The sequence below is a fragment of the Streptomyces sp. NPDC028907 genome, assembly GCF_055564995.1.
Genome location: NZ_JBVHVE010000029.1, coordinates 26,718 through 37,424 on the forward strand (window position 1 = coordinate 26,718; position 10,707 = coordinate 37,424).

The 10,707-nt window shown below is 71.1% G+C and carries 13 protein-coding genes; 5 read left to right on the plus strand and 8 right to left on the minus strand.

Going from position 1 to position 10,707, the window contains the following annotated elements; all coding sequences use genetic code 11:
* Positions 1-8 precede the first annotated feature (8 nt).
* From ACZ4UU_RS44105 to ACZ4UU_RS44125, 5 genes are all read left to right on the plus strand, one after another.
* The gene (locus ACZ4UU_RS44105; protein WP_471909092.1) at positions 9-827 is read left to right on the plus strand and encodes an alpha/beta fold hydrolase; all 819 of its coding nucleotides are present in this window, start codon (positions 9-11) and stop codon (positions 825-827) included.
* Positions 828-955: 128 nt separating this feature from the next.
* Entirely contained in the window at positions 956-1,438 is a 483-nt protein-coding gene (locus ACZ4UU_RS44110) for a Dps family protein (protein WP_471909093.1), read from the plus strand.
* Positions 1,439-1,524: 86 nt separating this feature from the next.
* Complete coding sequence (locus tag ACZ4UU_RS44115; protein ID WP_062716220.1) at positions 1,525-1,857, plus strand: DUF3140 domain-containing protein; 333 nt, start codon at positions 1,525-1,527, stop codon at positions 1,855-1,857.
* A complete protein-coding gene (locus ACZ4UU_RS44120; RefSeq protein WP_471909094.1) occupies positions 1,854-2,501 on the plus strand; it encodes an HhH-GDP family DNA glycosylase in 648 nt (215 codons plus the stop codon). Before ACZ4UU_RS44115 ends, ACZ4UU_RS44120 begins: the two co-directional genes overlap by 4 nt.
* A 64-nt stretch (positions 2,502-2,565) precedes the next feature.
* Positions 2,566-3,375, plus strand: a complete 810-nt coding sequence (locus ACZ4UU_RS44125; protein ID WP_471909095.1) for an SAM-dependent methyltransferase — start codon at positions 2,566-2,568, stop codon at positions 3,373-3,375.
* A 14-nt stretch (positions 3,376-3,389) separates the two neighbouring features.
* On the opposite strand, the gene ACZ4UU_RS44130 is transcribed toward ACZ4UU_RS44125, so the two are convergent.
* The 8 genes from ACZ4UU_RS44130 to ACZ4UU_RS44165 all read right to left on the minus strand — a co-directional run.
* Positions 3,390-4,079, minus strand: a complete 690-nt coding sequence (locus ACZ4UU_RS44130) for an SDR family oxidoreductase (protein ID WP_471909096.1) — start codon at positions 4,077-4,079, stop codon at positions 3,390-3,392.
* A complete protein-coding gene (locus ACZ4UU_RS44135) occupies positions 4,076-4,948 on the minus strand; it encodes a cupin domain-containing protein (RefSeq protein ID WP_471909097.1) in 873 nt (290 codons plus the stop codon). Before ACZ4UU_RS44135 ends, ACZ4UU_RS44130 begins: the two co-directional genes overlap by 4 nt.
* Positions 4,945-6,297, minus strand: a complete 1,353-nt coding sequence (locus ACZ4UU_RS44140) for an amidohydrolase family protein (RefSeq protein ID WP_471909098.1) — start codon at positions 6,295-6,297, stop codon at positions 4,945-4,947. Before ACZ4UU_RS44140 ends, ACZ4UU_RS44135 begins: the two co-directional genes overlap by 4 nt.
* Positions 6,298-6,319: 22 nt before the next feature.
* Complete coding sequence (locus tag ACZ4UU_RS44145; protein ID WP_471909099.1) at positions 6,320-7,300, minus strand: alpha-ketoacid dehydrogenase subunit beta; 981 nt, start codon at positions 7,298-7,300, stop codon at positions 6,320-6,322.
* Positions 7,288-8,265 (minus strand): thiamine pyrophosphate-dependent dehydrogenase E1 component subunit alpha, encoded by a 978-nt coding sequence (locus tag ACZ4UU_RS44150; protein ID WP_471909100.1) that lies wholly within the window; start codon positions 8,263-8,265, stop codon positions 7,288-7,290. Before ACZ4UU_RS44150 ends, ACZ4UU_RS44145 begins: the two co-directional genes overlap by 13 nt.
* Positions 8,265-9,608 carry a M24 family metallopeptidase gene (locus ACZ4UU_RS44155; RefSeq protein WP_471909101.1) on the minus strand — a complete coding sequence of 448 codons (1,344 nt, stop codon included), beginning with the start codon at positions 9,606-9,608 and terminating at the stop codon, positions 8,265-8,267. Before ACZ4UU_RS44155 ends, ACZ4UU_RS44150 begins: the two co-directional genes overlap by 1 nt.
* A gap of 45 nt (positions 9,609-9,653) precedes the next feature.
* Positions 9,654-10,364, minus strand: a complete 711-nt coding sequence (locus ACZ4UU_RS44160) for a helix-turn-helix domain-containing protein (RefSeq protein WP_471909102.1) — start codon at positions 10,362-10,364, stop codon at positions 9,654-9,656.
* 127 nt (positions 10,365-10,491) lie between these two features.
* Positions 10,492-10,707, minus strand: a 216-nt coding sequence (locus ACZ4UU_RS44165) for an ATP-binding protein (protein ID WP_471909103.1), incomplete at its 5' end; no start/stop codon positions are given.

Genomic DNA, 10,707 nt, shown 5'->3' on the forward strand with positions numbered 1-10,707 from the left:
GAGGAGACATGACCGACGCGCGCGAGCACGCCATCGAGGGAAGCCGGGGAACGATCGTCGTACGCGAGTGGCCGAACCCTCGGGCCCGCTACCTGGCGCTCGTGGTGCACGGTTACGGCGAGCACGTCGGCCGGTACGCCGAGCCGGCCGAGGTCCTGGTCGCGCACGGGGCAGCCGTGTTCGGACCGGATCACGTCGGACATGGCCGGTCGGCGGGTGAGCGCGTGGTGATCGAGGACTTCGAGGACGTGGTCGCCGATGTGCGCAGGGTCGTCGGGCTGGCCCGGGCCGCGCACCCCGGCGTACCGGTCGTCATGATCGGGCACTCCATGGGCGGCCTGATCGCGGCCCGATACGCCCAGCTCCACGGCGCCGGCCTCGCCGCCCTGGTGCTGTCCGGCCCCGTGATCGGCGACTGGGAGCTGCCCCGGCGGCTGCTCGCCCTCGACGAGATCCCCGACACACCCATCAGCCCGGCCTCGCTCTCCCGTGATCCCGGGGTGGGTGCGGCGTACGCGGCGGATCCCCTGGTCTGGCACGGGCCGATGAAGCGGCCGACGGTGGAGGCGTTCGCCCGGATGCTGGACACGGTGTCGAGTGATGCCAAGACGGGCGGCATCGGGCAGCTGCCGCTGCTGTGGCTGCACGGCGACGACGACCGCCTGGTCCCGCTCCCCGGCAGCCGCGTCGGCGTCGAGGAACTGCGCGCGGACATGACGACCGAGCGGATCTACCCGGGCGCCCGGCACGAGGTCTTCCACGAGACGAACAAGGCGGACGTCCTCACGGATCTGGTCCACTTCCTGGAAGACGTGCTCACCTACTGAGACGCGACGCGTTTGCGCCGGTTCCCCTGGGGCACCCGCGCCGGCATGGGGTGGTCGCGGCGCCGCGCCACTCCGAACCGGCCATGACCAAGCCAGAACGACCAGAAGACCAGAAGGAGGAGCCCGGTATGGCTGTCGTCAAGAGCACGCTGCCCGAACCGGCCCGCCGGGTCGCCGGGGAGGCCCTGCAGAGCACGCTCGTCGATCTCCTCGGACTCTCGCTGATCGGGAAGCAGGCGCACTGGAACATCGTGGGCCCGCGTTTCCGCTCGATCCATCTGCAACTCGACGACGTGGTGTCCCTGGCCCGCTCCTACGCCGACACGGTCGCCGAACGCTCCGCGGCCCTCGGCCTGCCGCCCGACGGCCGCCCCGAGACCATCGCCGCGGCCTACACGCTGCCCGGCCCCAAGGAGGGCTGGCTGCGCGACACCGAGGTCGTCCAGCTGGTGGTGGACGCCCTCGCGTCGGCCATCGGGCGGCTGCGCGAGCGCATCGACGCGACGGCCGAGCCGGACCCGGTGACACAGGACCTGCTGATCGCGATCACGAGCGAGCTGGAGAAGCAGCGCTGGATGTTCGACGCCGAGAACTGGCCGCGCGACGAGTGACACGACCGTACGGCGGAGTCGTACGGGAAGAGCCGTACGCCGTACACGCATCGCACTCGGCACCGCATCGGCAAGGAGGGGCAACCATGACCGACGCCCTCGAACTCGACACGCTGTGGCAGGACTTCCACCGCGTGGTGAACATGACCTCGCAGGAGCTGGCCGCGTGGCTGCGGATCAGTGACGCGGACGAGGAGACCGAACCGCTGCCGGACCAGGCGGGCACGCCGACCGGGCAGCACGTTCTCGCGATCCTCCAGAAACGGCGCACGGACCTCACGGACGACGACATCCAGGTCATGTACGACGTGGTGGACACCGTCACCGAGGAAGCGGACCTGGACAACGAGCCCGAGCCCGAACAGACGCGCCGCCGGCATCAGCTGATGACGATCGGCCACGATCCGCTGAAGCCGTGAGCGACGACCGCCGCGTCGTACGGGAACTCGTGCGCGCGCACGGGCGGACCTTCGCCGAGGAGGCGGGCATCCCGCTGAAGGACACCCCGCAGCCGCTCTACCGGCTGCTGGTGCTGGCGCATCTGCTCAGCGCCCGGATCCGCGGCTCGATCGCGGTCGACACCGCCCGCGCCCTGTACGACGCCGGCCTGCGCGACCCCCGCCGGATGGCCGACGCCGACTGGCAGGAGCGGGTGGACGCGCTGGGCCGGGGCGGCTACCGGCGCTACGACGAGCGTACGGCGACCCAGCTGGGCGACGCCGCCGAGCTGTTGAACGACCGATGGGGCGGCGACCTGCGGCGGCTGCGCAAGGAGGCGGACGGCGACGTCGCCCAACTGCGCGCCCTGCTGCGGGAGTTCCCCGGTATGGGTCCGGCCGGTGCCGACATCTTCCTGCGCGAGGCCCAGCGGGTCTGGCCGGAAGTGGCGCCCCGTCTGGACGACAAGGCACTCTCGGGTGCCCGGCGACTGGGTCTGCCCGAGGACGCGGACCGGCTGACCGACCTGGCCGGGGACACCGAACCGGCCGTGCTGGCCGCCGCGTTGGTGCGGGCCGCGCTCGACAAGGAGGTGGCCGAAGACAGTCTCCGTCGGGCCGCATGATCGTGAAAGACTGCTCGGACATGCTGTCGAACACCTTCAGCACAGTCGAGCACAGGAGGCCTGCGTGACCGGGACCGAGCCGGCCGTATCGCGGATCGACACGAGCAGGCCTCATCCGGCCCGGGTGTACGACTGGTTCCTCGGCGGCAAGGACAACTACCCCGTCGACGAGGAACTCGGGCGGCGGATCGCCGCGCTGCAGGGGGACGCGCCACGGCATGCACGGGCCAACCGCCGGTTCATGGAGCGGGCGACCAGGGCGGTCGTCCGGGAGACGGGGATCCGGCAGTTCCTCGACATCGGCTCCGGGATCCCGACCGAGCCCAACCTGCACCAGATCGCCCAGTCCGTCGTCCCGGACGCACGCGTGGTGTACGTCGACAACGACCCGATCGTGCTCGCGCACGCGGCGGCCCTGCTGCGCGGCACCGCCGAGGGTGTGACCGAGTATGTGCAGGCCGACGCGCGGGAACCGGAGCGGATCCTGGACCAGGCCGCGTCCGTTTTGGACTTCGACCGCCCGGTCGCCCTCTCCCTGATCGCGCTGCTGCACTTCATCGCGGACGACGACGGCGCCCATCACCTCGTGGACACGCTGGTCGGCGCGCTCGCGCCGGGCAGCTGTCTGGTGCTGTCGGCGATGACGGCGGACTTCGATCCGGAGAACGTCCGGCGGGGCATCGAGGCCTACACGGCGAGCGGCGTGACCCTGGTGGCCCGTTCGCGCGCCGAAGTGAGCCGCCTCTTCCACGGGCTCGATCTGCTGGAACCGGGAATCGTCTCGCTGTCGCACTGGCGCCCGACAGCGGGCGATGAGGACGCGGGCAAGGATGAACCCGTGTCGTTGTACGGCGCGGTCGGTCTCAAGCGCTGATCCGCCCCCTCAGCTCAGCCCAGCAACCACCCCCCGTCCACGCTCAGTTCGACCGCGTTGACCGACTCGTTGCGCAGCAGGAAGTCCACGGCGTCGACCACGTCGGCCATGGTGGCGAGCCGTCCGGTGGGGGTCTCGGTACGCAGCGTGGCGAGTACCTTCTCCGGCTTGGCCTGCCAGTAGGGGCTGTCGCCGACGACGCCCGGGTGGACGGCGTTGACCCGGATCGGGGCGAGTTCGACGGCGAGGGTGTTCACCAGGCCGCCCACGCCGGCGTTGACCGTCGCCACCGTCGTCGCTCCCGGGTAGGGCCGCTCCTTGGCCTGCCCTCCGAACAGCACGATCGCGCTGTCGGCGTGGAGCCGGTCCTGGAGCACGTGCACGACCTCGGTGTATCCGACGAGTTTGAGGGTGACGAGCCGCAGGGCGGCGTCGATGTCGTACTCGGTCACCTTGTTGTCGTCGCGGGAGACACCCGCGATCACCAGGTGGTCCAGCCGTCCCACGCCGGTCAGCGCGGCGCCGATCTCCTTCGGCCGGCCGAGGTCGAGGGCGAGTCCGCGGGCGCCGATCTCCTTGGCGACGGTGTCGGCGCGATCGGCGTCACGGCCGGTCAGGACGACCTCGTCGCCGCGCCCGGACCGCATCCTGGCGAACTCCAGTCCGATCCCGGACGTACCGCCCACCACTAGGACGCTGCTCATGACTCCAGGGCCTCCCTCAGATACTCCCAGTCCCGAGTGAACCGGTAGGAGTGGCGCGGCGGTGGCTGCGGGGCCTGTGTCTCCAGCCAACGCAACGGCCCCTGCCCGGCGTTGGCGAAGCCGTGCACACAACCGGCGCCCGCCCAGGCGCAGTCGCCGGGACCCAGCCGGTAGCGCTCGCCGTCGAACACCGCGTCCGCCTCGCCTTCGAGGAACAGGTACGTCTCCTCGAAGGGGTGATCGTGCGTGCCCGCGACGCCGTCGGGCGCGTACTGCACCATGAACATCGTCGAGGCGACCGCGCCGAGGTCGCTGTCGACCATCATCTTCACGGTGATCCCGCTGTACACGAGCAGCGCCGTCCGCATGCTCGCCGACACCGCGAGCAGGTCCTGCGACTGCTTGTCGGGGTCCATCTGCGCGGCCTCGAAGTGGCCGAAAACCCGGGTGCGCGGGTCACGTACGTCGATGCGGACGGGGTGGCGCTCGGGCAGCGCGGGCACCGGCTGGGTGTCGTAGCCGTACCGGGCCCGCGGCACGGGAGCGAGCATGTCGGCCCATCGCCCGCCCATGTCCCCGGCGCCGCGCCAGGCGTGCGGGACCCCGGTCGGCAGGAGGCCGTAGTCGCCCTCTTCGAGCCGGTACGACCCTTCGGGCACATCGAGGATCACGGCCCCGTAGAGCACATGGAAGCTCTCCTCGTACGAGTGCACATGGGCCGCGACCCGGCCGTCGGGCCGTATCCCGCACAGGCCGAAGCCGGTGTGCACGCTGCCGTCGCTCTCACCGACCAACTCCCGTCGCCGGTAACCGAGTTCGTCGTACGGCTGCTCGGGGTCGGTGGCGCGGCGCACCAGGTGTCGGGTCATGCGGCGCTCCTCGCCGCCTTCGCGGCCAGGAGGCGGTCGCGGGACTCGTCGACCAGCCGCCGGGCCCGGCCGAGGTCGGCGAGGAGCCTGCCGTCGCGCTTGCGGATCACGCCGTCGACGATGACGGTGTCGACGTTGGAGACGTCGGCCGACAGGGTCACGGCGGCTGCCGCGTCGTGCACGGGGGCGACGTTCAGCGCGGTGGCGTCGATCGCCACGACGTCGGCGCGCTTGCCGGGGGTGAGGGAGCCGGTGCGGTCCTCGACACCGGCGACGTGGGCGCCGTTGCGGGTGGCGATCTCCAGCATCTGACGTGCTGTCAACATGGTTGCCGGAACGGGCAGGTTCGCCTTCCAGCAGTCGGCGTTGACGCGGGCGCGCTCGGCGCCGAAGGCCGCGCGGATCTGGGTGAACATGTCGCCGGGCACGGTGGTGACCACGTCGATGCTGAGCGAGGGCCGCAGACCGTACTCGATGGCCTTCATCACGGGCGGCCAGCCGTGCCCCATCTGCAGCTCGACCTGCGGGGCGATCGAGACCGTGCCGCCGCTGTCGGCGACCATCTGCCACTCGTCCTCGTGGAAGTAGCAGCAGTGGACGTAGGTGGTGTCGGCGCCGAGGAGTCCCAGGCCGTTGAGCTGTTTGACCATGCCGAAGCGGCCCGCGAGCCGGCCCATCGCCACGTGCACGGTGATCGGGATGCCCAGGTCGCGGGCGAGGGCCCACTCGGCGGTGACGATGTCGTCGGTGCAGAAGCCGGGGCCGCGCGTGGCCAGGGCCATGGTCAGCAGGCCGTCGTCGGAGGAGAAGTAGGTGCTGCGGATCCGTCGTACGTCGTCGCCCGGGACCGCGATCTTGCTCTCGAACCAGTAGTCGGCGAGCGAGGTGTTGGCGCTGCCGTACGCGTACTGGGCGCGGATGCCGGACTCCGTGAGCGCCTGGATCGCGGCGTCCGGGTGGGCGGGCGTGTTGTTGATGTGCGACCAGTCGACGAGCGTCGTGATGCCGGCGTTCAGGCACTCCAGGGATCCGGCGAGGTTGCCCGCGTACACGTCCTCGGGGGTGTAGAGCGGTGCGAAGGTGTCGAGGATGTCGACGAAGTAGTCGTCCAGGGTGGCGTCGGGGGCGACGCCCCGGATGGGCGCCTCCCAGGTGTGGCGGTGGGTGTCCACGAACCCGGGGATCACGATCCGGCCGGTCATGTCGAGCACTTCGGCGTCGGCGCTGATCTCCGGCCGGACCGCCGTGATCTTCCCGTCCTCGATGAGGACGTCCCCTTGTGGGAGGTCCCCGATGTCGGGGTCCATCGACAGCACGTGTCCTGCGCGCAGGAGTATCCGATGGGGCATCGTTCTTCCTCCCATGGGGTGTTCAGTAGGCGGCGAGGCCGCGTACGGCCGCCACGACCTTGTCGACGGTGGGGATGACCTCCTCTTCGAGGGCGTCGGCGAACGGCAGGGGCACGCACTCCCCCGCCACCCGCCGGATCGGCGCGTCCAGCAGGGCGAACCCCTCGTCGGCGACGACGGAGACGAGCGTCGCGCCCCAGCCGCCCTGGTACGGGTTCTCCTCCACGGTGACGAGCCGCGAGGTCCGCCCCAGCGAGGCGAGCACGGTGGCGACGTCCAGCGGCACCAGGCAGCGCAGGTCGACGACCTCGGCCTCGATGCCGTCGCCGGACAGCAGCTCGGCCGCCTTCAGCGCGACCGGCACCATCGAGGCGAGCGCGACGAGGGTGACGTCGGTGCCGTCGCGGACGACGGCGGCGCGGCCCAGCTCGACGACGTGGTCCGGCGGCGGGGGCGGGCCCTTGGTGGCGAGGAGCCCCTTGTGCTCGAAGAAGACGACCGGGTCGTCGCTGCGGATCGCCGCGGCCATCATGCCGATCACGTCGGCGGGGGTCGCGGGTGCGGCGATCTTCAGGCCGGGCACGGTCAGCGCCCAGTTCTCGGTGGCCTGGGAGTGCTGGGCGCCGAAGCCGAGCCCGCCGCCGTTGGCGGTGCGCACCACGAGCGGGACCGTGACCTGACCGCCCGTCATGTAGCGCACCTTGGGGATCTCGTTCGCGAGGTAGTCCCAGCAACAGGCCAGGAAGTCGGAGAACATGATCTCGGCGACCGGCCGCATCCCGGTCATCGCGGCACCCATGGCCGCCCCGACGATGGCCTGCTCGGAGATCGGTGTGTCCCACACCCGCTCGGGCCCGAACTCCTTGAACAGCCCCACGGTCGTCTTGAACACCCCGCCGGCCTCGCCGATGTCCTCGCCCAGGCACACGACGGCCGGATCGCGCCGCATCTCCCGAGCGATGCCCTCGGCCACCGCCTCCCGGTAGCTGATCACGTCCGCCACGCCGCACCCCTGTCCGCCCACACGTCGGTCAGCGCCTCGCGCGGATCGGGCGCCGGTCCCGCTTTCGCCGCCTCAACGGCCTTCTGCACCAGGGACGTTGCTCGCTCGTCCGCTTCAACCACCACCGCCTCCGGCACCCCCATCTCGACGAGCCGCCTCCGCGCCAGGTCCAACGGGTCGCGCTTCAGCCAGCGCTCGACCTCCTCGGCCGGACGGTAGGTCGCCGGGTCGGCGCGGCTGTGCCCGAAGTGCCGGTAGGTCTGCGCCTCCAGCAGCGCGGGCCCGTCTCCCGCCCGGGCCCGCCCCGCGAGCCTCGCCACCACGTCCTGTACGGCGACGACGTCGTTGCCGTCCACCACCTCGCCCGGGACGCCGTACGCGGGCGCCCGGTCGGCCGCGGGCCGGGGCACGGCCGTGACGTCGGCGATCGGCGTGTACTCCATGTACAGGTTGTTCTCGCAGACGAACAGCACCGGCAGCTGCCACACGGCGGCCAGGTTGAGCGCCTCGTGGAATGCGCCGATGTTGGTGGCGCCGTCGCCGAAGAAGGCGACCGCGATCTGGTCGGTCCCGCGCAGCCGGGCCGACCAGGCGGCGCCTGCCGCCATCGGGAGGTGGGCGCCGACGATGGCGTAGGAGCCGAGCATTCCGGTGGACGCCTTGGTCAGATGCATGGAGCCGCCCTTGGCCCGGCACAATCCCGTGGCCCGGCTCATGAGTTCGGCCAGGCACTCCTCCGGGGTGGCGCCCCGCGCCATCGCGTGGTGGTGGCCCCGGTAGGTGGCGAAGACGTAGTCGTCGGGCCGCAGCGCGGCGCTCGCGCCGACGGCGATGGCCTCGTGTCCGGCGGCGAGATGGGTGGTGCCCTTGACGAGGCCCTGGAGGAAGAGGTCGTGGGCGGACTTCTCCGTACGGCGGATGACGGCCATCTGCTCGTAGGCGGCGAGGAGTTCGGCCGGTTCCATCAGCGTGTCCCGTCGCCGTGCGGAGTCGGGGTGTTGAGATGCGACTGCGCTTCTCGCCGGGTGTTCAGCTCGCCGCCGACCGTCCAGTACTTGCGGCCCGCCACCAGCAGTTCCTCCGCCGGGAACTTGGTGATGACCTCGCAGCCGTCGGCGGTGACGACCAGCTCCTCCTCGATCCGGGCGGCGGACCAGCCGTCGGCGGCGGGCCAGTAGGTCTCCAGGGCGAACACCATGCCCTCTTCGAGGACTTCGGGATGGTCGGGGGAGACCAGCCGGCTGAAGATCGGCTTCTCCCAGATCGACAGACCCACGCCATGGCCGTACTGCAACGCGAACGCGGCGGTCTCGTCGGCGAAGCCGAACTCCTCGGCGCGCGGCCAGACCTGGACGATGTCGGCGGTCGTGGCGCCCGGGCGGACGAGGGCGATGGCCTGGTCCATGTACTCCCGGCAGCGGACGTAGGCGTCACGCTGGGCGCCGGAGGCGCTGCCGACGGCGAAGGTGCGGTAGTAGCAGGTGCGGTAGCCGAGGTGGCTGTGCAGGATGTCGAAGAACGCGGGGTCGCCGGGCCGGATCAGACGGTCGCTGTAGACGTGCGGGTGGGGCGAACAGCGTTCGCCGGAGATCGCGTTGACGCCCTCGACGTACTCGCTGCCGAGGTCGTACAGCACCTTGCTGACCACGCCGACGCACTCGTTCTCGCGCACTCCGGGGCGCAGATACCCGTACAGCTCCTCGTACGCGGCGTCCACCATCGCGCAGGCCTGGGTCAGCAGGGAGATCTCGTCGCCGGTCTTGATGCGGCGGGCCTCCAGGAAGATCTGCTGTCCGTCGACGACGTCGATGCCCTCGGCGCGCAGGGCGGTGAGGATCGGCATCTCGGCGACGTCGATGCCGAGCGGCTCGCCCGCGAGACCGTGGTCGCGCAGCTCGGCGGCGATCTTCGCCGCCACGTCCTCGGCGATGCCCGCGTCCGGGTGGAAGGCGCCGCGGAGGGTGGAGATGCCGGCGCGGGCGCCGGTCGGCGGGCCGCCCTTGCCGTCGCTGTAGTCGAGCCACGGGTTGTAGAGCTGGTGGTGCCGGGCGGCGGAGCCGAAGTCCCAGACGATCGGTTCACCGCCACGCACGAGCAGGGCGAAGCGGATCAGTTTGTCCATCGCCCAGGTGCCGATGTGTGTGGCGGTCATGTAGCGGATGTTGGCGAAGTCGAAGCTGAGCACCGCGCCCAGCTCGGAGCGGTTCAGGGTCTCGTTGAGGCGGGCCAGCCGCTGCCTGCGCAGCCGGTCCAGGTCGACGCGCTCTTCCCAGTCGACGGCATTGGGTCCGAATGTGCGGATCGCCATGGCGAACACCCCCACTTCGGAGTGAACGACCGCGCGCCGCGAGTGTCAAGCGTCACTGAACACGAACCAGACGCCCACGGCCGGTACGTCACCATCATTGCGGTAGCGGTGCGGGGTCGTCGACTCGAAGCAGATGGCGTCGCCGGGGCGCAGGGTGTACTCCTCGAAACCGAGCGTGAGGATCAGCTCGCCCGAGGTCAGATAGCCGTACTCAGTACCCGCGTGACGCATGAGGCCACCTGAGCTGGAGGAGGCGCCACCCGGCCGGTACGTCACCTGGAGGAAGTCGACGTCGATGCCGGGAACATGGCCGAGACGTTCCCACACGACACCCGAGTCCAGTTCCAGCACCTCCCGGTCGTCCGGCGCGACCAGCGGGCCGATGCGGCGACCGGGGTCGGCGGCGAAGGCGGCGAGGGCGTGCAGGACGGTGCCGGGGGCTGTGCCGAAAGCTGTACCGGGAGCTGTGCCGGATGCGCTGTCGGAGGCTGTGGCCGGCTGCGTTCCGGACGCGTTTGTCGCCGGGGACACGACTGCGGGCTCGCTCGCGTCGAAGAGTGCCTCGATCGAGATCGCGAGGGCGGTCGTGATCGCGTACAGCGTGCTCACGGAGGGCTGGCTCTTGCCGGTCTCGATCTGGGAGATCAGGCTCGCCGAGACCCCGACCTCGCGGGCCAGAGCGCGCAGGCTCATCCCGCGTGCCAGGCGTACCTGCCGGATACGCGCTCCGACGGGTGGTGTGTCGGCGGGTGACACGGACAGCCCCTCCCCCGATTCTCGGCCCTGGTGTGCAGCCTCATTGAACAGCCGGGACTGGTCTCTGCGCCAGCCCGCCCGGCAGGCAGGCAACCAGCGCCCCTCGGCGCGCGTCGCCTGTAGAGCGTCAGCGCTTCCCGGCCGGGAACACGGCCCGTACCTCCCACCCCACCGCACCGCGGGGTCCGGTGTGCAGTTCGCCGCCCAGTGCGGTCACTCGTTCCTTGAGGCCGACGAGGCCGAAGCCACCGCCGTGCGCGGCGGGCGGGAGCTGTGTGCCGCCGCGCCCGTCGTCCACGACGGAGACCTCCAGGCGGCCGCAGTCGTCGCGCAGGCGGACCTC

What these genes read in the sequence shown, in the direction of transcription:
- ACZ4UU_RS44105 (WP_471909092.1), top strand. Translation starts at nt 9, where the DNA reads ATGACCGACGCGCGCGAGCACGCCATCGAGGGAAGCCGGGGAACGATC.
- ACZ4UU_RS44110 (WP_471909093.1), top strand. Translation starts at nt 956, where the DNA reads ATGGCTGTCGTCAAGAGCACGCTGCCCGAACCGGCCCGCCGGGTCGCC.
- ACZ4UU_RS44115 (WP_062716220.1), top strand. Translation starts at nt 1,525, where the DNA reads ATGACCGACGCCCTCGAACTCGACACGCTGTGGCAGGACTTCCACCGC.
- ACZ4UU_RS44130 (WP_471909096.1), bottom strand. Translation starts at nt 4,079, where the DNA reads ATGAGCAGCGTCCTAGTGGTGGGCGGTACGTCCGGGATCGGACTGGAG.
- ACZ4UU_RS44135 (WP_471909097.1), bottom strand. Translation starts at nt 4,948, where the DNA reads ATGACCCGACACCTGGTGCGCCGCGCCACCGACCCCGAGCAGCCGTAC.
- ACZ4UU_RS44140 (WP_471909098.1), bottom strand. Translation starts at nt 6,297, where the DNA reads ATGCCCCATCGGATACTCCTGCGCGCAGGACACGTGCTGTCGATGGAC.
- ACZ4UU_RS44150 (WP_471909100.1), bottom strand. Translation starts at nt 8,265, where the DNA reads ATGGAACCGGCCGAACTCCTCGCCGCCTACGAGCAGATGGCCGTCATC.
- ACZ4UU_RS44155 (WP_471909101.1), bottom strand. Translation starts at nt 9,608, where the DNA reads ATGGCGATCCGCACATTCGGACCCAATGCCGTCGACTGGGAAGAGCGC.